The organism is Hafnia psychrotolerans, assembly GCF_014639435.1.
Classification (GTDB): domain Bacteria; phylum Pseudomonadota; class Gammaproteobacteria; order Enterobacterales; family Enterobacteriaceae; genus Ewingella; species Ewingella psychrotolerans.
Genome location: NZ_BMFZ01000001.1, coordinates 48,748 through 69,910 on the forward strand (window position 1 = coordinate 48,748; position 21,163 = coordinate 69,910).

Here is a 21,163-nt window from a genome sequence, read left to right on the forward strand (position 1 = left end):
ATCAACATCAACATCAACATCAAACACAAATTCAACATCAAGACCGTGGGCGTCGGCCCACACCGACCAGAGACCCGCAATCGCGCGGGCCTCTGGACTCCGCGCTTTTTTATGCAACACCGGCAGCTGCGCAGGTCACAATGGACGTGTTTCAGGGGCCATGACGACAGCCGCAAACTCCGCCGCTGCGCGGTGCTCTCATTGCGGGTTACAACCCGCGCAAACTGACGCGCGGTTTTCCACCGCTTATTCGACGTCGTTTTGAATGCGGCCGAGGCTTTTTCAAATTCAAATTCAAAAAAACAGGTTGTATCGGTTTTTAAAAATGTTGAGGCCGCATTCAAAATATCACTGGCAAGTCGGTGGCGAGACAACATCTTTACCGTTGGCTCAAACCCGCAGCCGGGAATCGCGGAGCGATGATATTTTGCGGCTATCGCAGAGATACCTGAAACACGGCCATGGTGACTTGCGTAGCTGCTGTTTTTAAAAAACGCAGGATTGTTAAGGGCCGCGTTTACGGCCCTTAACCCGGTGTGGGCCGGCGCCCACGACTTTGATGTTGAATTTGAATTTAAAAAGCGGATTTGGAACGCCATCCAACATAGTACGGTGTTGAATGGTACCCACAGTCTTGACCTTGAACTGAAAAAACGAGCTCGGATCGTAACCCGAGCCCCAACCGGTGTGGGCCGGCGCCCACGACCTTAACGTGTGACTTCTTTCCCGTAGTTCGCAGAACGCGGCCCATACAACAACCCGTTAGCGGTGCCGGAACTGAGCAGACGGCTGCTGGTCACGGCAGCCACATCATGGCTCTTATCGTTCAGGGTATTGGCGACTTGGTCCACGGCGGCTTGCACCAGCATGCCGATAATACCGTTATTGTTACTCCTCTGCTCATTGCTGGAGGCCGTAGCATTGCCGGTCCACAGGACTTTGCCGTTACGCAGATCAATCAGTTTGGCATTAGCTGTGACGCGAGCTTCACTGGAGATGACCTTATAGCTGCTGCCGTAATCGGTAACATCAATATACAGCGCGGCATCGGCACCGAAGATTTGACGCAGTTTCGTGACGCTAACGGCGCGAATATCTTCCGGCGACGTCATGCCGTTTTGTTTGAAGGTTTCATCCACCACGGCAACCGGGAAAACATAATAACCATCTTCCGCTAATGGCATCGTCACCACTGACGACACACTGTGGCTGGCGTTAATATCAGGAGAATGGTTTACCGGCGGCAATACCAAAATAGATTTCGGTTTGCTCTCTTTAAACGCGGTGTAATCGTAAGATACCGGTTTTGCACAGCCGGTTAATACCAATGTCATTAATGCCGCAGTCAGCAGGAATAAACGATTCATTTGATGCTCCCTTTATTTTTTTTCAGCAGGAAATCCATATATGCCGCTGACTCTGGAAATAATGTTTTCTCAGTATTGAATTCCTGGAATGCCTGATCGGTATTGCCGGTATTGGCATAAAGCAATCCAAGCTGGGCATGCAGACCAGGAGGAACCTGTTTATTGGTGGCGCGAGATTTCTCAATAGACTCTTTCAACGCGGCAATTTGCTGCTCTGGTCCCACCTTGTCACTCTGATAATACTGATAAACCGTGGTTTGATATTGGTCCCAGTTATAAAGGGTTTTAGGCTGTGTCGCGCAACCTGCTAATACAAGTAACAACATTGCCAGACCGCTTTTTTGCCACGCACTTTTTTGTTGAATGAATTTCATGATTATTTCCGTATATTAATGAGCAGGACGCCATGCGCCGCTTTCGATTCCATTCACCAGGTTGTTCACCGCTTCGCGGATCGCCAGGTCGAGTACTTTGCCATTTAAGGTGGAGTCATAACTTGCCGTGCCGCCGAAACCAATAATTTCTCGATTTGAAAGGCTGTATTCGCCCGCACCCTGCGATGAATAGACCACTTCTGACGTCTGTACGTTGACCACGTTAAGGTTGACTTTGGCATAGGCAATTTGTTGTTTGCCACGGCCAAGAATGCCCCACAACTGATTATCGCCGACTTCTTTACGACCGAATTCAGTCACATCGCCGGTGATGATGTAATTGGCACCTTTTAGCGTCTGTGCCTGGCCTTTGATACTGGCTTCTTCTTTGATCTCATCCATATTGGTGCGATCCAAAACGTTGAAGCGTCCGGTTTGTTGCAGGTCAGTGACCAGCAGCGTTTTGGACTGATTTCCCAGACGGTCGACACCGTCAGAGAAAATCCCGCTCATATAGCTAGAGCGATTATCAAACTTGCCCACCGCAATGGGACTACGCTGACCGTTATATTGCGTGTTGTAAGAGGCCACTTTTGCCACTTCTAAAGAACGCGAAGACTCTGTTGCACAACCACTCAGTGTTGCAGTGGCAACCAGTGCAATGAATAGTGTTTTTCTCATGTATCTATCCTTTATCCCTATAGATTAGTTTTACTTACAGAATGCCGCTCTTTATACCGTCGATAAGCCTGACGCAAAGTACCGTTAATCGTTATCGGCTCATTTATGGATAACATGAATATTATTCATAGGAATCAATTCCTAGGAAGGTAATGTCCATATATAAAAAGAGGGGAAAGAATAGTAGCACCAAATGTCATTTGGGGGTCTAAAATTGTTATTTTGGATAGGGAAAAGGCGAGGGAAAACGGAAATCATCTTTTTAGCTTATGTATTGTGTTAATCATCAACAAAGGGGTGAGGAATACCTCACCCGATAGCGTCATTTTAACGAGGTCTGGAATATCCCTTCACTCACCTGCTCCGGCATGACCACGCCAACATCCAGTACCCAACCGCTGATTAACGCGGCGGGCGTAACGTCAAAGGCTGGATTATAAACGTTCGCATTCAGTGGTGCCCATTGCACCGAGCCAAAGCTGCCAGAGACGCCGGTGACTTCGTGCGGATCACGTTGTTCGATGGAAATAGCGGCACCGTTTGGGCAGTGCGGGTCGTGGGTGGTGTGCGGCGCGGCAACGTAAAACGGAATGCCGTGATATTTAGCCAATACCGCCAAACTGTAAGTACCAATCTTATTCGCGACGTCGCCGTTGGCAGCAATGCGATCAGCGCCAACCCAGATGGCATCCACTTTACCCAGCGCCATTAAGCTGGCGGCCATTGAGTCACAAATCAGCTGATAGGGAATGCCCCGTTCGCCGAGTTCCCAGGCGGTTAAACGCCCGCCCTGTAACAAGGGGCGCGTCTCATCGACCCAAACTTGTTGAACATTCCCTTGCTGGTAAGCACGAGAAATTACCCCCAATGCGGTCCCTACGCCCGCAGTCGCCAGGCCGCCGGTGTTGCAATGGGTCAACAGGCAACTGCCAGGTTTGACCAGCCCGGCACCGTGGTCCGCAATACTGGCGCACAGCGCTTTATCCTCATCCACCAGACGTAGCGCCTCATTCACCAACTTCGGAATGAAATCCGATTGTTCCAGCGCGACCTTCATACGATCCAAATTATTCATCAGGTTAACGGCAGTTGGCCGTGATTCGCGCAATGTTTTCAGTGCCTGGTGCAGTTGCGGCTGTGGCATTCCGCCCTCAGCCAGCAGTGCTAACAGCAGGCTGGCTGAGAGGCCAATCAGTGGTGCGCCGCGTACGCGTAAGGTGCGGATATGATCAACCAGTGCGCTGACATCCGCGCAAGGGAGCCAGTCGGATTGCTGGGGAAGGGCTTGCTGATCGAGGATCCACAGCTGATTTTCACGAACTCGTAAACTGGTGGTTGTAAGATTCTTCATTGTTGGTTAAACCTTTGTTGCCCAGTTGCATCTGTTTGCTTATTCTGCCAACATGCTTTACGGATGTATAGACGTCTGGATGTTTTATTGAGAATTGAATTCGAGAGGTCGCGATGCCCCGCTATTACACGTTTACTGCTGCAGATGCCGTTGAATATGCCCGCCAGTTTGGCGGCGTGTCTGATCCACACTCCCTGGTTTCCGCTGAAGAAATTGGCGACGGTAACCTGAACCTGGTGTTTAAAATCCGTGATACTGCGGGCATCAGTCGGGTTATCGTGAAACAGGCGCTGCCTTATGTGCGCTGTGTGGGTGAGTCGTGGCCGCTGACGCTGGACCGGGCGCGTATTGAAGCCGAAACGTTGGTCGCGCATGGCACGTTTGCTCCACAGTATACGGTAAAAGTGTTACATCACGACGCAGAACTGGCGGTGATGGTGCAGGAAGATCTCTCTGATCACGCTATCTGGCGCAGTGAGTTGGTGCAGGGCAAGCATTATCCGCAGGCCGCCAGCCAGTTGGGTGAATACCTGGCGCAAACGCTGTTTCATACTTCCGATTTTTATCAGAATGCTCAGTTAAAGAAAGCCGAAGTCGCGCGCTTTACTAATCCAGAACTTTGTCAGATCACAGAAGATCTGTTTTTCACCGATCCTTACGTTGATCACGAACGCAATAATTTCGAGCCAATTCTACAGCCGAAAGTCGACGCACTCCGTGCCGACAAATCGCTGCGTCTGGCGGTGGCGTCGCTGAAACACCGTTTTCTCAGTAAGGCGGAAGCGCTGCTGCATGGCGATATTCACAGCGGCTCAGTTTTTGTTGCCGACGGAAAACTGAAAGCCATTGATGCCGAGTTTGGTTTTTACGGACCGTTAGGATTTGATCCGGGTTCGGTAATGGGGAATTTACTGCTCAATTATTGCGGCCTACCGGGCCTGGTGGCGGTGCGCGAAGCCGCTGATGGGCGCGAGCAGCGTCTGAGTGATTTACGCGAACTCTGGCTCAGTTTTTCCAACGGTTTCTTGCGGCTGGCACGCGATAAAACGCAGGACCCCTCACTGGCCGAAGAGGGCTATGCGGCGCAGTTCCTGCAACAGGCTTGGCATGATGCGGTAGGGTATTGCGGCGCAGAGCTGATCCGCCGCACCATCGGTCTGGCGCATGTTGCCGATCTCGACACCATTAAAGATGATGCCATGCGCGCCGATTGCCAGCGCCATGCCTTGAGTTTGGGGCAGAAGCTTATTTTGACGGCACCACAGATTGACGATATTGAATCGTTGATTGCTCGTATCCGTCAGTTCAGCTAAATGTGTCCTTTTCTTGTATAATGCCCAGCTTCGAGGTGCGAACATTATTTAGGGTGTAGGCCCGGTGGCATTTCCTCGGTTTACTCCATACAGGAATACAAGAATTATGATGCATAACGATGTCTTGCGCAGCGTGCGCCACATGCTGGATTTAAGCGAAGGCAAACTGATTGAAATCCTTAAAACGACCGATACTCCCGTCAGCCCGGAAGTCATGTCGCGCTATCTGAAGAAAGAGGATGAAGAAGGTTACATGGAAGTGCCGGACGAAGTGATGAGTCACTTCCTGAACGGTTTGATCACGTTCAAACGTGGCAAAAATGACCGTTTCCCTGTGCCGGAAGTGGAAAAACGCGTCACCAATAACATCATGCTGAAAAAACTTCGCGTGGCGTTCGAGCTGAAAACCGAAGACATGTTGAGCGTATTGGCGTTGGCTGACTTCAAGATGTCCGAAGGCGAGTTAAGTGCATTTTTCCGCAAGGAAGGTCATAAGAACTACCGTCCATGCGGCGATCAGGTTTTGCGTTATTTCCTTAAAGGTCTGACCGCGCGAGTCCGTCCGCAAACGCAAGCACAAAAACCTGCGCAAAAGCCAACGCCGGCGCAAAAGCCAACCCAAAAGCCAACGCAAAAACCAATCAAAAAAAGCTAAAAGCGTTTCCTTTGAAACGGATGCCGTTAACGGCTGAATAAAAAAGCCTGAGTGTTTATCGCACTCAGGCTTTTTTGCTATTAGTCGCCGGATTAAAAGAGACTTACGCCGCTTCAGTGTGGCGCGGTTTCGCTTCTTTCTTCATTTCCGGCGGCTGCTTTTTTGCTGCCAGCTCATCTGCTTCAAATTCATCGACGTTAATCGAACGCAGACGGCTCTCTTCTGCGCGGCTTAGAATACGGGCTTCATCAGGGGTCAGATGACCGGCGTCGAGGCCTTGCTGCGCCAGAATATCCAGACGGGTAAATGAGAGTTTCTTGCCCATCGCGTCACTCAGACGTTTATGCACCGGTTCGGCGGCGATGATGTCGACCAGTGCGGCTTCCAGTTGACCAATCGGATTATGTTCGCTGGCTTCAAAGAACTGACCGCGTCCAATGCGGCTGCGGGTGGCAGACGGCACTTGCAGAATGCGCGCCAACTGGTGATCTAACTGGTCAGACGGCGCAGCGTGCGCCCGGCCGAGCGGGAAGATAACCAGGCGCATGACGCCGGCGACAAAAGCGTTCGGGAAGTTACGCAGCAGATCGTCAATGGCGATTTCGGCCTGATTCAGACAATCTTGCACGCCCCAATGGACCAGCGGTAAATCCGCTTCGTGACGGCCTTCTTCTTCATAACGTTTCAGCGTCGCTGTGGCTAAATACATCTGGCTAAGAATATCGCCCAGACGCGCCGAGATACGCTCACGACGTTTCAGGCTGCCTCCCAACACGCCCATCGAAATGTCCGACAGCAAGGCAAGATTAGCGCTCAGGCGGTTGATGTGCTGGTAGTAACGCGCCGTGGCATCCTTGGCGGGGGTGACACTGGTGCGGCCGTTAGTCAAACCGAGCCAGAAACTGCGCATATTGTTGCTACCCACGTGGCCGATATGGCCGAACAGCGCGCGGTCGAAATCGTGCAGATTATTGCTTTCTACTGCCGCCATCTCACTCAATACGTAAGGGTGACAGCGGATAGCGCCCTGTCCAAAGATGATCATGCTGCGGGTCAGGATGTTGGCGCCTTCCACCGTGATGGCAATCGGCGCACCCTGATAAGCACGAGCGACAAAGTTGCTTTTACCCAGCATGATGCCTTTACCACCGGTAATATCCATGGCGTCCATCACAGCTCTCTGGCCGCGATGGGTGCAGTGATATTTCACGATCGCTGAGAGTACGGCCGGTTTTTCACCGAGCATAATGCCGTTAGTGATAAGCGTTGCGGCGGCATCCATCACATATGCGTTGCCGGCAATTCGCGCCAGTGGCTCTTCGATCCCTTCCATTTTACCGATCGGCAATTTGAACTGACGACGTATATAAGCATAAGCGCCGGTCGCCAGAGCCAGTGATTTCAGGTTACCGGTCGCGTTAGACGGTAAGGTGATACCACGGCCAACGGACAGACATTCAACCAACATACGCCAGCCCTGACCGGCCATTTTTGGGCCACCGATGATGTAATCGATCGGCACGAAAATATCGTTACCGCGTGTCGGACCGTTTTGGAACGGCACGTTCAGCGGGAAGTGGCGATGACCGATCTCCACGCCCTGCGTGTCCGTTGGGATCAGTGCGCAGGTGATGCCGAGCTCAGTGGTATCGCCCAGCAGATGATCTGGGTCTTTCAGTTTAAACGCCAGACCGAGCACGGTGGCAATCGGGGCCAGCGTGATATAGCGCTTATTCCAGGTCAGGCGCATACCCAGCACCTCTTCACCTTCCCACTGGCCCTTACACACGATGCCAAAGTCAGGAATGGCACCAGCGTCGGAACCGGCCTCCGGACTGGTTAGGGCGAAGCAAGGAATTTCCAGTCCCTGCGCCAGCCGAGGCAGGTAGTGATCTTTCTGCGCATCCGTCCCGTAATGTTGCAGCAGCTCGCCTGGGCCCAGGGAGTTGGGCACCCCAACAGTGATGGACAGAATGCCAGAGACACCGGACAGTTTCTGTAACACGCGGGCCTGAGCATAAGCGGAGAAATCCAGACCTCCGTACTCTTTCTTGATGATCATCGCGAAAAATCGATGCGCTTTCAGATGGGCCCACAGTGCTGGCGGCAGGTCAGCCAGCTCATGGGTAATTTCGAAGTCATTGGCCATGCGGCAGGCTTCTTCTACCGGACCGTCAATAAATGCCTGTTCTTCATCGGTCAGGCGCTGCTGCGGATAATCCTGCAACTTTTTCCAGTCCGGCGCACCGCTGAACAGATCGCCTTCCCACCAGGTTGTCCCCGCGTCAATAGCCTCTTTTTCCGTGCGTGACATGCTCGGCATCACTTTACGAAAAGTTCGCAGGGCCGGGGCGGAGAACAGCGAACGGCGCAGCGGCGGAAGGTTAAAGGGCAACAATATGATCACCACCGGCACCAGCAGCCATAGCGTCCATAAATCAATGGCACCCATGGTGGCGGTAAACGCGACGATCACCAGGCTACTTAATGCCAAACTGATGCGGTGATAGAACAACGCACCGATGATAACCAGTAGGGCGACAATGCTAAGAATCATCATGATAAAGCTCCTGAGTTGTAGGAGGTCTGACCTGTTAGGTGGATATATTGGTTTTAGTCCAGGTCTATTTCTTTATCAACGTATTTACATCTTAATTACAACTTGGCTCACAAACCGACAGCACGAAGGGCTAAAATAGCAAACTATCAGATTCATTACCGCTTCATGACTTCTCGGGGTTTCGGCGATCCGTTACACTGCGAGACGGAACATCTTATCTGCTGCTAATGGACATAAAAGAGGCTGTCATGTACCTGGATATTATCCGTAGTGAACTGAATGAAGCTGCTGACACACTGACCAAATTTATCAGCGACCCGGCTAACATCGAATCAATTCAACGTGCTGCTGTGTTGCTGGCAGATTCTTTCAAAGCGGGTGGAAAAGTGATTTCTTGTGGCAATGGCGGATCGCACTGCGACGCCATGCACTTCGCCGAAGAGCTGACCGGTCGTTATCGTGAAAATCGTCCTGGTTACCCGGCCATCGCCATTTCGGACGTCAGCCATATCTCCTGCGTGGGTAACGATTTCGGTTTTGACCATATTTTCTCACGTTATGTCGAAGCCGTTGGCCAGAAAGGCGATGTCCTGTTTGGTATTTCAACGTCTGGCAACTCCGCCAACGTGATCAAAGCGGTTGAAGCGGCGCGTGCCAAGGGCATGAAAGTCATCACGCTGACCGGCAAGAACGGCGGCAAGATGGACGGCTCAGCCGATGTGGAAGTCCGCGTACCGCATTTCGGCTTCGCCGATCGCGTGCAGGAAATTCACATTAAAGTAATTCATATTCTGATCTTATTGATCGAAAAAGAGATGGCGAAATAATCCGCCGCACATCGGTGATCCGGCGTTGAAATCGGGCTCAGAATGCTTATTTACTCTGTGTAAATTCCGCTTTTTCGCCCGATTTCGCCTTGTCTTACCTTAGTGCAGCGAATTATTGAGTTAATAGAAGGAGGCTGGTGATGTGCGAGTTGCTCGGGATGAGCGCTAACGTTCCTACTGATATCTGTTTTAGTTTCAGTGGATTAGTGCAGCGTGGTGGCGGGACCGGCCCACATAAAGATGGCTGGGGCATTACTTTCTATGAAGGCAATGGCTGCCGCACCTTTAAGGATCCGCAACCGAGTTTTAATTCGCCCATCGCCCGCCTGGTTCAGGAGTATCCGATCAAATCCTGCGCGGTCATTTCGCATATCCGTCAGGCCAACCGCGGTGAAGTTTCGCTGGAAAATACCCATCCGTTTACCCGTGAGCTGTGGGGCCGCAACTGGACTTATGCCCACAACGGCCAGTTGCGCGGTTACCGTCAGTTGGTGACTGGCACATTGCGCCCGATAGGCCAGACCGACAGCGAATTCGCCTTCTGCTGGTTACTGCATAAACTGACTGAGCGCTATCCACGTACACCGGGGAACTGGCCGTCAGTGTTTCGCTATATTGCGTCATTGGCTGACGAGTTACGCCAGAAGGGCGTGTTCAACATGCTGCTGTCAGATGGGCGTTTTGTGATGGCCTATTGCTCGACCAATCTCTATTGGATCACGCGGCGGGCGCCGTTTGGTAAGGCAACGTTGTTAGATCAGGACGTGGAAATTGATTTTCAGCAGCAGACAACACCCAATGATGTCGTCACGGTGATCGCGACTCAACCGCTGACGGGTAACGAAACCTGGAACAAGATTGCTCCAGGCGAGTTCGCATTATTTCACTGTGGCGAACGCCAACTGTGATGCCAGCGGAGCCACTTTCACCGGTTGAGTCAGCACATACTTCCCTGCGCTGACCACTATGTTTGGTGGAATGTGGTTTTTCTGGAAATAGTCGTAACCGGGTTTCAGCTCATTCCAGAAACTGATATACGAAGAGTTTTTATGCGCCAGCATATTGGCGTCGGTCATGCGGAATGGATAAATGCTGATCTGCACATTGCGCTGACCAAACTGGAAGGCCGCTTGTACGTAAGTGAAAATCTCATCCATATACTGGTCGGTCATCGCATAACAGCCGATAGACTTACAGTTACCGTGGATCATCAAATATTTGCCAGAATAACCTTGAGCCACGTCGTAATCATTCGGAAAGCCGATGTTAATCGCGCGATAGAATTTACTGTCAGGTTTTAAGTGATGCATATCTACGCTGTAAAACCCTTCCGGACTTTTGAAATCCCCTTCGCGGCGTTTATTCCCTAAGCCGCCGGAGAAATCACAAATACCGTACGTGCCAATCAGGCGATATTCACCCTGAAGTTCGGCATAAAGTTCAAGCTTACGTTCCTGCTTGAAGATTTGAATATAGACCGGAGAACCTAATAGTTTGTGCTTAAGCGCCTGATCTACCGGGACTGGCTCACTGGCGGCCGCGGTTCCGAGGGTAAATAAAGGGACACTGAGGAGCATCGCAAGCAACAGCGCGATTCTGAACATTCTTCTTCCTGCTAATAAAATAGGTCTGATTATTTTGTCTACAGATACCAGGATCTTTAAGACCGCCACTGATGTACAATCGGCACGTAACATGCTTGATTTGCTGTCATCTTAATACTGATGGCTTTTTTAGCAATCACCAAATAATCAATAATGAGTTTTACATTGTTAATTTGTCATCTTTGTTACTGTGGATGATCTGTTAAGTCAAATTTATCGCTATTTTCGGTGTTTGAATTTCCATCCAATAACTGTATACTTATACAGTTATTGGGGAGGGTTATGCGCAAAATTATTCACGTCGATATGGACTGCTTCTTTGCCGCCGTGGAAATGCGAGACGATCCTTCCCTGCGCGATATTCCGATCGCCATCGGCGGCAGCCGTGACCGTCGCGGCGTCATCAGTACCGCCAATTACCCCGCACGTAAATTCGGTGTGCACAGCGCGATGCCAACCGGCATGGCGTTGAAACTCTGCCCGCATCTCAAAGTGATCCCAGGCAGGATGGAAGCTTATAAAGAAGCCTCAAACCATATCCGCGAAATCTTCTCTCGTTACACCTCTCTGATTGAACCGCTGTCGCTGGATGAAGCCTATTTGGATGTTTCAGCAACAACGCTATGCAGCGGTTCGGCGACGTTGATTGCCTCTGAGATCCGCCAGACGATTTCCGATGAAATACACCTCACGGCTTCTGCCGGCATCGCGCCGATTAAATTTCTGGCGAAGATTGCCTCCGATCTCAATAAGCCTGATGGGCAATATGTGATAACGCCTGACCAGGTGGCGGATTTCCTGCTGGACCTGCCGTTGAGCAAAATTCCCGGCGTGGGTAAAGTGACCGCGCAGCGTTTACAGGAGCGCGGTCTGGTGACCTGCGGCGACGTGCAACGTTATGATCTGGCGCAGTTGCTGAAAAACTTCGGTAAGTTTGGGCGTGTCTTGTGGGAGCGCTGTCAGGGAATTGATGAGCGTGATGTCTCGCCGGAACGGCTGCGTAAGTCAGTCGGTGTGGAGCGCACGCTGGCGGAGGATATTCACAACTGGGAAGAGTGTGTCGCGCTGATTGAACGCTTGTTCCCTGAACTCGAAACGCGTCTACGGCATGTCAGCCCAGACCTGCGCATTGCACGACAAGGCATCAAGCTTAAATTCCATGATTTCCAGCAGACCACCCAGGAACACGTCTGGCAGGTGCTAAATAAAGAGGATTTACTGAAAGTCGCGCGAGAAGCCTGGGAACAGCGGCGTGACGGGCGGGGCGTAAGACTGGTGGGTTTACATGTGACCTTGCAGGATCCTCAGATAGAAAGGCAGTTGCTGCTACCCTGGGAATGATCCCCGTCATCCTTCAAGCTGTCTCTGCGTTAGCTGCCTTCGCAAATCCCGGTCACATACTTGTTGGCGATCAACTGCCTGTATGCTCCCGGGGAATTGACTCCGTTGCCACCTTGATACAGCCCGAATGATTTAGGGGACCGATCGGGTATTAACCGCGTTCAGGAATGGCTTTCAGCAGAGCCGTCAACAGTTTCCAGTACAACTCAACGCTGGCGATTTCAACCTGCTCATCCGGCGAGTGTGGGCCAGTGATGGTCGGCCCGATGGAGACCATGTCCATGTCAGGGTAGGGTTTTTTGAACAGACCGCATTCCAGACCGGCGTGGATCACCATGATGTTCGGGGTTTTATCGAACAGATGCTGGTAGGTTTCACGCACCAGCGTCATCACCGGTGAGCTTGGCTCAGGTTTCCAGCCAGGGTAACTGCCTTTTGCCAACGTCTTCGCGCCGGCCAGTTTGCCGAGTGAGTCAAGCATGCTCACCACGTACTCTTTACCGCTGTCGATCAGCGAACGGATCAGGCAGTTGATCGCCACTTCGTCATCTTTCATGGTGACAACACCGACGTTCAGTGAGGTTTCGACGATGCCTTTAACGTCATCACTCATGCGGATCACGCCGTTTGGCGTCGCGTTCAGCAGTGCAATGAAAGCGTTCTGGCTTGCTACGTTCAGCACTTTTTCCGGGCTTTCAACGGCTTCAATCACGAAGGCAATTTTCTTCTCAACAGCAGACAGTTCAAACTGAAGGGTTGCGAGGAACTGTTGCACCGCCGCTTTCAACGCGTCGGTGTTAGCCGCAGACACGGCCAGCGTTGCGATGGCTTCACGTGGGATGGCGTTACGCAGCGTACCGCCAGTGAAGTCCATCAGTCGCAGACCGAGGCTATCAGCGTGCTCCGCCAGGAAACGCACCAGCAGTTTGCTGGCGTTACCGAGGCCAAGGTGAATTTCCGCGCCGGAGTGACCGCCTTTCAGGCCTTTCAACGTCAGCTTCACTGTGGTGTAGCCGGCAGGCAACGCTTCGCGGGTCAGGGACAGGGTAGAGGTGAAATCAATCCCGCCTGCGCAACCCATGTAGATTTCGCCTTCGGTTTCTGAGTCGGTGTTGATCAGGATCTCAGACTGTAACCAGTTCGGCTGTAGGCCGAATGCGCCAGCCATACCGGTCTCTTCGGTCATCGTCAGCAGGACTTCCAGCGGACCGTGCTCAACCGATTCATCCGCGATCACCGCCAGTGCCGATGCCAGACCGATGCCGTTGTCAGCACCCAGCGTGGTGCCACGGGCTTTTACCCAGCCGTTGTCGACATAAGGTTGGATAGGATCTTGAGTGAAATCATGAACGGTATCGTTATTCTTTTGCGGCACCATGTCGAGATGGGCTTGCAGCGCCACGGGTTTGCGGTTTTCCATCCCTTTAGTAGCAGGTTTACGCAGCAAAATATTACCGACTTCATCACGCTCAGCGTGGATACCCTTTTCCTGCGCCCATTCAACAATGTGTTTCGCCAGGGCTTCTTCGTGGTAAGAAGGGTGTGGAATGGAACAGACTTTGGCAAAAATATCCCACAGCGGCTGTGGTGAAAGTTGAGACAGTTCAGACACTATAAGTCTCCTGTAACAGTCAACTCAGTCAGGTGCAATGTGCAGGTGAACTGATAGAGAAACTGTAGGTTTAAGGTTAAGTAATCCCCGCCAGATGTTGTGGCGAGTGGCCTGACAGATTATCACTTAATCTTAACCTGTGCGCGTACGCGGGGGAGAAAATCCGGGTTTTTGGGTCGAGTGCGTCCAGATAATCGCTGGTTTTTGTGAGCCGGACTCACTATAATCCTGCGCAACCTTTTTTCCCCGAATACACTCGTCATACTTCCTATTGCAAGTGTGTTGGCTGCGCGTAGTCACTCCAGTCACATGGTACGGCCATGCGCCTGGGGATTCCTTCGTTTGCCGCCTGCCTGCAACGCGAATTATTTAGGGTATATATTTTTAGAAGCCTTCAATTCACTGGCTGAGACACTGATATGAGCGAAAAATACGTTGTAACCTGGGACATGCTGCAAATCCATGCCCGCACCATGGCAAAGCGTCTGCTACCGGCTGAACAGTGGACTGGCATTATTGCAGTCAGCCGTGGCGGTCTGGTTCCTGCGGCTCTGCTGGCGCGTGAACTGTGCATTCGGCATGTGGATACCGTCTGCATCTCCAGTTACGACCATGATAATCAGCGCGATATGCATGTGCTGAAACGCGCAGAAGGTGACGGTGAAGGCTTTATCGTGATTGACGATTTGGTCGATACCGGCGGAACCGCCAAAGCTATCCGCAAGATGTACCCGAAAGCCCATTTTATTACCATTTTCGCCAAGCCAGCCGGTGCGCCACTGGTTGACGATTATGTGATCGATATCCCGCAGGACACCTGGATCGAGCAGCCGTGGGATATGGGTGTTGTCTTTGTGCCGCCATTGGTCGGTCAATAATTCCCGTTATCCTTCGGGCCAGCGCCAGCGCTGTTCAAATCGGTTCCCGACCGATTTATCGCTCGGTTGCCGCCGGATAGAACGCCAATCATTGAGGGGATTTCAATGATCCCCCTTAAGAAAACGCCTGGTTAATCGCCGGGCGTTTTGCTTTGGTTTTTCGGGGCCGTTAAAGGTTGCTTCCTATCACGCTTGACCTGTCTCTTGTCTTGTCGCAACGTACTCCCTATATCGAGATGGCAGAATAGCGCTCACATCGCTTGAAAATGGAGGACACCGCACTATGGCACCCGTCAATCTTACGGAAAAGTTGTTCAAACCGACCTTTAAATATCCTGAGACGTCGACGCTGGTTAATCGTGTTCGTCATCACCGTGACGATTCGCTGCACTCTGCGCTGGAGGGCGACTCTGCACCTTGTTGGTACCGCACAATCAACCGTCTGATGTGGCTATGGCGTGGTGTTGATCCGATTGAAGTCGAAGAAGTCCTGTCGCGCATTGCCGTGTCAACCTCCAAACACAGCGATGAGCGGCTTCTGGATACGGTGATTGGTTATCGCAGCGGTAACTGGATCTACGAATGGTCACAGCAGGGGATGGTCTGGCAGCAAAAAGCGCAGGAGACGGAGGATGTCAATCAGGCCAGTCAGTACTGGCTCAAAGCCGCTAACCTTTACAGCATCGCCGGTTACCCGCATCTGAAAGGCGACACGCTGGCTGAACAGGCACAAGTGCTGGCCAACAAAGCCTTCGAACAATCTGCGTTACATTCGCCTTACCAACTAAAAGAGATCGACTTTGCCATCGAAGGTGGGGCACCGATAACCGGTTTCCTGCACCTGCCGAATGAAGGCAAAGCCCCTTTCCCGACCGTTATGGTGTGCGGCGGGCTGGACACCTTACAAAGTGACCATCAGCGTCTCTTTCGCGAATATCTGGCTCCGCGGGGTATTGCCATGTTGACCATCGACATGCCGTCGCTTGGGTTTTCCATCAAATGGAAACTGACCCAGGACACCAGCTTCCTGCATCAACAGGTGCTGGCACAACTGAGCAACGTTGCCTGGGTCGATGCCACCAACGTCAGCCTGATTGGTTTCCGCTTCGGTGCTAATGTGGCGGTGCGTTTAGCCTATCTCGAACCACGCCGCGTGCGGGCAGTGGCGACACTCGGCGCACTGGTGCATACCTTGCTTTGTGACGCTAAATGCCAGGGAAAAGTGCCTGACATGTATATGGATGTGCTGGCCAGTCGCTTGGCGATGTCGAATGCCTCCGACAGCGCGCTGAAGACCGAACTTAATCGCTATTCTCTGAAAACGCAGGGTTTGCTCGGGCGGCGGACCGCTACACCGATGTTAGCCGGTTACTGGGAGGACGACCCCTTCAGCCCGAAGGAAGAATCGAAGCTGATTGCCGACTCATCGGCGGATGGCAAGCTGTTAACCATCAAGTCAGAGCCGCTTTTCCTTAACTTCGATCGTGCATTACACCAGATTTGCGACTGGCTCGTAATGAGAATGCGGTAACTAAACAGTTGCTAATTTTTAACGTTTTGCTAAAAAGGATGACCTACATATGGAGGTTGTACAATGACGTTACCAAGTGGTCATCCTAAAAGCCGGCTAATGAAACGCTTCGGTACTCTGGGGCCTTATATCCGCGAAGGAAAATGCGAGAACGACCGCTTCTTCTTTGACTGTCTGGCGGTCTGCGTCGATGCGAAACCGGCACCAGAGAAACGTGAATTCTGGGGTTGGTGGATAGAACTGCAAGCAGAAGCTGAGCGTTTTACTTATATTTATCACTTTGGATTGTTTGATAAAGACGGCAACTGGAAGACCAAAAACATTAAAGATGCTGAAGTTAAGGACAAGCTGGAAACCACGCTGCGTGGTTTTTACAAGAACCTCAACACCATGATTGTTGATATGTCATTAAAACTCGAACCTGCCGAAGATTTCAGTGACGAACCTTTGAAGCTGTCAGCCTGACGTTAAGGCTTCACCTCATCGTGATATCTGCAATGTCGCGTTATGCCTTCGGGCATAACGCTTCTCTCCTTTTACGAAGACAATCACCCACCTCTTCATTTAAACTCGGTTCAATACTTTTATTTCACACGGCAGAATGATTATGAGTGGCAGCCAAACCTTGGTTGTAAAACTGGGCACCAGCGTGCTCACCGGCGGCTCCCGTCGCCTTAACCGGGCTCACATCGTTGAGCTGGTCCGCCAATGCGCGCAGCAACATGCTGCCGGGCATCGAATTGTGATTGTGACGTCGGGGGCGATTGCCGCCGGGCGTGAACATCTGGGTTATCCTGAACTTCCTGCGACCATCGCATCAAAACAGCTGCTGGCTGCCGTCGGGCAGAGCCGTTTGATCCAACTGTGGGAGCAGCTGTTTTCCATTTACGGCATCAACATTGGTCAGATGCTGCTGACTCGCGCCGACCTGGAAGACCGCGAACGCTTCCTCAATGCGCGCGACACCATGAATGCGCTGCTCGATAACCACATCGTACCGGTGATCAACGAGAACGACGCCGTCGCGACGGCCGAGATTAAAGTCGGCGATAACGACAACCTGTCAGCGCTGGCGGCGATCCTCGCCGGAGCCGACAAACTGCTGCTGCTGACTGACCAACCGGGCCTGTTCACCGCCGATCCCCGGACTAACCCGGAAGCGGAGTTAATTCGTGAGATCACCGCCATTGACGATGCGCTGCGCGGCATTGCCGGTGACAGCGTATCGGGCCTCGGTACCGGCGGTATGGCCACCAAATTACAGGCCGCTGACGTTGCCTGCCGTGCGGGTATCGATACCATCATTGCCGCAGGCAGCCTGCCGGGCGTGATTAGCGACGTGATCAACGGTGTCTCCGTTGGTACGCGTTTCCACGCCATGCAAACACCGCTGGAGAGCCGCAAACGCTGGATCTTCGGTGCGCCACCGGCGGGTGAAATCACCATTGATGACGGTGCCGTTGGTGCCATGCTCGAGCGCGGCAGTTCGCTGCTGCCGAAGGGCATCCGCGAGGTGAAAGGCGACTTCTCACGCGGTGAAGTGATCCGTATCCTCAGCCTGGCCGGGCGTGATCTGGCCCACGGTGTCACCCGTTATAACAGCGACGCCATGCGCATGATTGCCGGTCACCATTCCCAACAGATCAGTGATATCCTCGGTTACGAGTACGGCCCGGTTGCCGTACACCGTGACGACATGATTGTCAGTTAAGGAAACTCCATGTTGAATGCAATGGGCAAGGCCGCCAAACAGGCCTCCTACCAGCTTTCCACCCTCAGCACCGCAGAGAAAAACCGCGCGCTGCTGGCGATTGCCGACATGCTCGAAGCCAACAGCCAGAGCATTATTCAGGCCAATGAATTGGATATGTCCGCCGCGCGTGAAAGCGGCATGACCGAGGCGCTGCTGGACCGCCTGTTGCTGACGCCCGCACGCTTATTCGCCATTGCCAGCGACGTGCGTGACGTCTGCCGTCTGAGTGATCCGGTCGGGCAGGTGATCGACGGCTCAACCCAGGATGGCGGGCTGAGACTCCAGCGCCGCCGTGTGCCGCTGGGCGTGGTCGGCGTGATTTACGAAGCGCGGCCTAACGTCACCATTGACGTCGCCAGCTTGTGTCTGAAAACCGGCAACGCGGCGATTCTGCGCGGCGGCAAAGAGACACACCATACCAATCAGGCCACAGTGAAAGTGCTCCAGCAGGCGCTGGAGCAGTGCGGATTGCCGAAGGCGGCCATACAGGCCATCGACAGCCCGGATCGTGCGCTGGTGGCTGAAATGCTGCGCCTGGATCAATACATCGACATGCTGATCCCACGCGGTGGCGCGGCGTTGCACAAACTGTGCCGCGAGCAGTCCACCATTCCGGTGATCACTGGTGGCATTGGCGTGTGTCACACCTTCGTCGATGACAATGTGGATTTCGCCAACGCGCTAACTGTGATTGAAAATGCCAAAGTGCAGCGCCCGAGCGCCTGTAACAGCCTTGAGACGCTGCTGGTGCATCAGGCCATTGCTGCACAATTCCTGCCGGAACTGAGTGCCAGAATGCACGCCGTCGGTGTGACGCTGCACGCCAGTGAATCCGCCATGCCGCATTTGCAGAACGGCCCGGCGACGGTGGTTGCCGTCGCAGAAGAGGATTACTCGGACGAATGGCTGTCGCTGGATCTCAACGTTACCGTTGTCGCCGACATCGATGCCGCCATCGCGCATATCCGCGCTTACGGCACTGAACATTCCGACGCGATCCTCACCCGTTCCATCAGCCAGGCTGACCGCTTTGTGAATGAGGTCGACTCCTCGGCAGTTTACGTCAACGCCAGTACCCGCTTCACCGACGGCGGCCAGTTTGGCCTCGGCGCTGAGGTGGCGGTGAGCACGCAAAAGCTTCACGCTCGCGGCCCAATGGGATTAGAAGCCCTGACCACTTACAAGTGGATTGGTTACGGGGATGATTTAGTTCGTCCGTAAGCACAAGCACCGGTGGATTTTTACGCATGAAGCCGGTGCAAAAATGCTTAAAAACAACAAGATGATGAGAAAAGCAGCAAACGCACTTTCAAGGACTTGACGACAGCCTCAGATTCCAATAGTTTGTCACCCCGAAGTCCTCGCAACACAATGCCGACTTAGCTCAGTAGGTAGAGCAACTGACTTGTAATCAGTAGGTCACCAGTTCGATTCCGGTAGTCGGCACCATTTCTTAAGCAGTTACCCCAAATTTATTACCTTATCAAATCCATCTTGTGACATATCTGTGTCATCAATGACGATCATTAAATCCAGTTTTCTTGCATGTTTGAACCGGTGGTTAGGTTAACGATGCGTATATCGTCGCAGGGGCTCTCAAGGTTCGCCCAACCCGTTGCCGCCACCGCATGCCCCGTGACGCAAGGGTTTTCAGATTTTATGGTATGTCTCACCACTGCACTTTTATCACGGCATTTTCCACGAAAAATAAACACGCTCAATTTAAACAATGAGTTACGGACAGTTTTACAAGGTTGCCGGAGAGGCGAAACTGAAAAAGACTGAAATCCGTTTCACACTTTTCAGTTTGGTATTCATTGCAGAATTCCAGGTACGGCGCGGCCTGGCGTATAGGTTTGGAGAAAAATGAAACTGAAAAAATTAACTGATACTAAAGCCGCAGGCGGGTGCGGTGTAGTGCAATTTTCGTCACTTTTATGATTTTATGTGTTAAATTTCACTTGTGTATTTTTATTCTATTCTGAACCATTTCGTAGGTTTTTATATGATATCCAGAAAGATTGAACAGATGTTTTTAGATAATGCAATGAAAATAGCAGAGAAGAATAATACAACTATCGATTATGTTTTTGAAAAACTTAAGGACAAGTTTGAGCCACTACTTGATGAGCTGGCAAATATTCATAACTCTGGATTGGAAAATAATAAATATGATTACTTGAGAACCCATCTTAATGAAATGAAAGGTTTTCAACAAAGGCTTAATAACACGTGGGGTCAGCCGTTAGGACGCTTTGAAATGATGATCGTCATGTGTCGAGAACTAGGTTCAGAAGTTAATGACGAATATAGAAGTGGGAATAGTAAAAGTTATAAGTTAGACGTGCTAACTAGGCTACACGCACATTCATTACAAATAGCTTGTGAAATCCTCCAGTTACTAAAGGGTGGGTTCGCAGATGGAGCCATGGCAAGGTGGCGGTCTTTGCATGAGTCAGCAGTTATATCTCGCCTAATATCAATGAATGAAGATTCATTGGCAGAAAGATATTACTTCCATAAATTTATAGATGATTATAAGTTTTCTTTAAGTTATGGAGAACATTGTGAACGCCTGGGTTTCGAAGAGTTAGATGAGCGATCTCTTAGCAAAATAAAAAATAAATATAATGAACTTTTAACTAAATATGGCGAGAGTTATAAAAGTGATTATGGCTGGTGTGTTGAGCTTTTTAATAAGAAAAAAGTTACATTTTTTGATGTGGAGTCTTTTGTCGGGCTATCATATTTGAGGCCATTTTATAAATTTTCGAGTAATAGAGTTCACATCGGTTCGAAAAGCATAGGTTATAAACTGAGCTTGTCTTCATCATATAAAATTCGGGATGATGAAATTTTGCTTTCTGGGCCCTCTAACGAAGGATTAGTAGATCCAATGCAGTGTGCAGGATTATCGCTGGTTGATATTACTGACTCACTACTATCAGTGATTCCAACTGTAGACTCTATGATTAGTACTAAAATTCTAACGATATGGAATGATAAGCTGCAACAAGAATTAATAGAAGCCAATGACGAATTGGAAGAAAAGCACATAAAATGACCAAGTGCTGAGGGCATGAACTCCTTGCGTCGTAAATTGTTTGATGGGGGTTCTTATGGGGGCATTTTTTTGATTGTTTTATAAAATTATATATAAAACAAATGATTGCTTGTATTTTCGATTCCGGTAGTCGGCACCATTTCTTAAGTTCGTTATTCGCAGACCCTCAGTGAGAAATCTTAGTACCCGTACCCGCTAGAATTTATCTAATGTTGCTTCTTTTAATGGCGCAATCCCAATGCGTATTGAATA

Annotated in this window: 18 protein-coding genes, 1 tRNA gene and 1 pseudogene; 13 read left to right on the forward strand and 7 right to left on the reverse strand. The window is 51.3% G+C overall.

Features of this window, described 5'->3' with window-relative positions; genetic code table 11:
* On the forward strand, positions 1 to 228 hold a 228-nt coding region (locus IEV89_RS21565; RefSeq protein ID WP_229746314.1), incomplete at its 5' end, for a hypothetical protein.
* A 479-nt stretch (positions 229 to 707) separates the two neighbouring features.
* Here IEV89_RS21565 and IEV89_RS00255 read toward each other — a convergent pair.
* The 4 genes from IEV89_RS00255 to mtnA form a co-directional block, all read right to left on the reverse strand.
* A complete protein-coding gene (locus IEV89_RS00255; protein WP_188469261.1) occupies positions 708 to 1,367 on the reverse strand; it encodes a DUF799 domain-containing protein in 660 nt (219 codons plus the stop codon).
* Positions 1,364 to 1,741 carry a DUF4810 domain-containing protein gene (locus tag IEV89_RS00260; RefSeq protein ID WP_188469263.1) on the reverse strand — a complete coding sequence of 126 codons (378 nt, stop codon included), beginning with the start codon at positions 1,739 to 1,741 and terminating at the stop codon, positions 1,364 to 1,366. Before IEV89_RS00260 ends, IEV89_RS00255 begins: the two co-directional genes overlap by 4 nt.
* Positions 1,742 to 1,756: 15 nt before the next feature.
* Positions 1,757 to 2,422 carry a CsgG/HfaB family protein gene (locus tag IEV89_RS00265; protein ID WP_188469265.1) on the reverse strand — a complete coding sequence of 222 codons (666 nt, stop codon included), beginning with the start codon at positions 2,420 to 2,422 and terminating at the stop codon, positions 1,757 to 1,759.
* Between the two features lie 322 nt (positions 2,423 to 2,744).
* A complete protein-coding gene (gene mtnA, locus IEV89_RS00270) occupies positions 2,745 to 3,773 on the reverse strand; it encodes an S-methyl-5-thioribose-1-phosphate isomerase (protein WP_188469267.1) in 1,029 nt (342 codons plus the stop codon).
* A 113-nt stretch (positions 3,774 to 3,886) separates the two neighbouring features.
* Here mtnA and mtnK point away from each other — a divergent pair, with 113 nt between their 5' ends.
* Both mtnK and IEV89_RS00280 read left to right on the forward strand, forming a co-directional pair.
* Positions 3,887 to 5,086, forward strand: a complete 1,200-nt coding sequence (mtnK, locus tag IEV89_RS00275) for an S-methyl-5-thioribose kinase (RefSeq protein ID WP_188469269.1) — start codon at positions 3,887 to 3,889, stop codon at positions 5,084 to 5,086.
* Between the two features lie 106 nt (positions 5,087 to 5,192).
* A pseudogene (locus IEV89_RS00280) lies at positions 5,193 to 5,663 on the forward strand (YehS family protein); the annotation flags it as partial.
* A gap of 181 nt (positions 5,664 to 5,844) precedes the next feature.
* On the opposite strand, the gene fadE reads toward IEV89_RS00280, so the two are convergent.
* Positions 5,845 to 8,301 (reverse strand): acyl-CoA dehydrogenase FadE, encoded by a 2,457-nt coding sequence (fadE, locus tag IEV89_RS00285; protein ID WP_188469273.1) that lies wholly within the window; start codon positions 8,299 to 8,301, stop codon positions 5,845 to 5,847.
* A 248-nt stretch (positions 8,302 to 8,549) separates the two neighbouring features.
* Here fadE and lpcA point away from each other — a divergent pair, with 248 nt between their 5' ends.
* A complete protein-coding gene (lpcA, locus tag IEV89_RS00290; protein WP_188469276.1) occupies positions 8,550 to 9,128 on the forward strand; it encodes a D-sedoheptulose 7-phosphate isomerase in 579 nt (192 codons plus the stop codon).
* 140 nt (positions 9,129 to 9,268) lie between these two features.
* Entirely contained in the window at positions 9,269 to 10,036 is a 768-nt protein-coding gene (locus IEV89_RS00295; protein ID WP_188469278.1) for a class II glutamine amidotransferase, read from the forward strand.
* Here IEV89_RS00295 and dpaA read toward each other — a convergent pair.
* Positions 10,007 to 10,732 carry a peptidoglycan meso-diaminopimelic acid protein amidase gene (gene dpaA / locus IEV89_RS00300; protein ID WP_188469280.1) on the reverse strand — a complete coding sequence of 242 codons (726 nt, stop codon included), beginning with the start codon at positions 10,730 to 10,732 and terminating at the stop codon, positions 10,007 to 10,009. The two genes, IEV89_RS00295 and dpaA, sit on opposite strands and share 30 nt — an antisense overlap.
* A gap of 282 nt (positions 10,733 to 11,014) precedes the next feature.
* Between dpaA and dinB the strand changes: the two genes are divergently transcribed.
* On the forward strand, positions 11,015 to 12,073 hold the full coding sequence (dinB, locus tag IEV89_RS00305) for a DNA polymerase IV (RefSeq protein ID WP_188469287.1): 1,059 nt from the start codon (positions 11,015 to 11,017) through the stop codon (positions 12,071 to 12,073).
* Between the two features lie 151 nt (positions 12,074 to 12,224).
* On the opposite strand, the gene pepD is transcribed toward dinB, so the two are convergent.
* Positions 12,225 to 13,685 (reverse strand): beta-Ala-His dipeptidase, encoded by a 1,461-nt coding sequence (gene pepD, locus IEV89_RS00310; RefSeq protein WP_188469289.1) that lies wholly within the window; start codon positions 13,683 to 13,685, stop codon positions 12,225 to 12,227.
* Positions 13,686 to 14,104: 419 nt separating this feature from the next.
* Here pepD and gpt point away from each other — a divergent pair, with 419 nt between their 5' ends.
* From gpt to IEV89_RS00345, 7 genes are all read left to right on the forward strand, one after another.
* Positions 14,105 to 14,563 carry a xanthine phosphoribosyltransferase gene (gpt, locus tag IEV89_RS00315; protein ID WP_188469291.1) on the forward strand — a complete coding sequence of 153 codons (459 nt, stop codon included), beginning with the start codon at positions 14,105 to 14,107 and terminating at the stop codon, positions 14,561 to 14,563.
* A gap of 283 nt (positions 14,564 to 14,846) precedes the next feature.
* Entirely contained in the window at positions 14,847 to 16,094 is a 1,248-nt protein-coding gene (gene frsA / locus IEV89_RS00320; protein ID WP_188469293.1) for an esterase FrsA, read from the forward strand.
* 63 nt (positions 16,095 to 16,157) lie between these two features.
* The gene (gene crl, locus IEV89_RS00325; RefSeq protein WP_188469294.1) at positions 16,158 to 16,559 is read left to right on the forward strand and encodes a sigma factor-binding protein Crl; all 402 of its coding nucleotides are present in this window, start codon (positions 16,158 to 16,160) and stop codon (positions 16,557 to 16,559) included.
* A 142-nt stretch (positions 16,560 to 16,701) separates the two neighbouring features.
* Positions 16,702 to 17,805: a glutamate 5-kinase gene (proB, locus tag IEV89_RS00330; protein WP_188469295.1), complete on the forward strand. Its 1,104-nt coding sequence runs from the start codon at positions 16,702 to 16,704 to the stop codon at positions 17,803 to 17,805.
* Positions 17,806 to 17,814: 9 nt separating this feature from the next.
* Positions 17,815 to 19,068, forward strand: coding sequence for a glutamate-5-semialdehyde dehydrogenase (gene proA, locus IEV89_RS00335; protein WP_188469296.1), 1,254 nt, complete (start codon positions 17,815 to 17,817; stop codon positions 19,066 to 19,068).
* 152 nt (positions 19,069 to 19,220) lie between these two features.
* Positions 19,221 to 19,296, forward strand: a tRNA-Thr gene (locus tag IEV89_RS00340).
* A gap of 580 nt (positions 19,297 to 19,876) precedes the next feature.
* Positions 19,877 to 20,911, forward strand: coding sequence for a DUF5677 domain-containing protein (locus IEV89_RS00345; RefSeq protein WP_188469297.1), 1,035 nt, complete (start codon positions 19,877 to 19,879; stop codon positions 20,909 to 20,911).
* Positions 20,912 to 21,163 lie beyond the last annotated feature (252 nt).

Excerpts from the sequence above, each read along its gene's own strand:
- fadE (WP_188469273.1), bottom strand. The coding sequence starts at position 8,301 with ATGATGATTCTTAGCATTGTCGCCCTACTGGTTATCATCGGTGCGTTG.
- frsA (WP_188469293.1), top strand. The coding sequence starts at position 14,847 with ATGGCACCCGTCAATCTTACGGAAAAGTTGTTCAAACCGACCTTTAAA.
- dpaA (WP_188469280.1), bottom strand. The coding sequence starts at position 10,732 with ATGTTCAGAATCGCGCTGTTGCTTGCGATGCTCCTCAGTGTCCCTTTA.
- IEV89_RS00295 (WP_188469278.1), top strand. The coding sequence starts at position 9,269 with ATGTGCGAGTTGCTCGGGATGAGCGCTAACGTTCCTACTGATATCTGT.
- mtnK (WP_188469269.1), top strand. The coding sequence starts at position 3,887 with ATGCCCCGCTATTACACGTTTACTGCTGCAGATGCCGTTGAATATGCC.
- gpt (WP_188469291.1), top strand. The coding sequence starts at position 14,105 with ATGAGCGAAAAATACGTTGTAACCTGGGACATGCTGCAAATCCATGCC.
- mtnA (WP_188469267.1), bottom strand. The coding sequence starts at position 3,773 with ATGAAGAATCTTACAACCACCAGTTTACGAGTTCGTGAAAATCAGCTG.
- proA (WP_188469296.1), top strand. The coding sequence starts at position 17,815 with ATGTTGAATGCAATGGGCAAGGCCGCCAAACAGGCCTCCTACCAGCTT.
- proB (WP_188469295.1), top strand. The coding sequence starts at position 16,702 with ATGAGTGGCAGCCAAACCTTGGTTGTAAAACTGGGCACCAGCGTGCTC.
- IEV89_RS00260 (WP_188469263.1), bottom strand. The coding sequence starts at position 1,741 with ATGAAATTCATTCAACAAAAAAGTGCGTGGCAAAAAAGCGGTCTGGCA.
- IEV89_RS00265 (WP_188469265.1), bottom strand. The coding sequence starts at position 2,422 with ATGAGAAAAACACTATTCATTGCACTGGTTGCCACTGCAACACTGAGT.
- IEV89_RS00345 (WP_188469297.1), top strand. The coding sequence starts at position 19,877 with ATGTTTTTAGATAATGCAATGAAAATAGCAGAGAAGAATAATACAACT.
- crl (WP_188469294.1), top strand. The coding sequence starts at position 16,158 with ATGACGTTACCAAGTGGTCATCCTAAAAGCCGGCTAATGAAACGCTTC.
- lpcA (WP_188469276.1), top strand. The coding sequence starts at position 8,550 with ATGTACCTGGATATTATCCGTAGTGAACTGAATGAAGCTGCTGACACA.
- IEV89_RS00255 (WP_188469261.1), bottom strand. The coding sequence starts at position 1,367 with ATGAATCGTTTATTCCTGCTGACTGCGGCATTAATGACATTGGTATTA.
- dinB (WP_188469287.1), top strand. The coding sequence starts at position 11,015 with ATGCGCAAAATTATTCACGTCGATATGGACTGCTTCTTTGCCGCCGTG.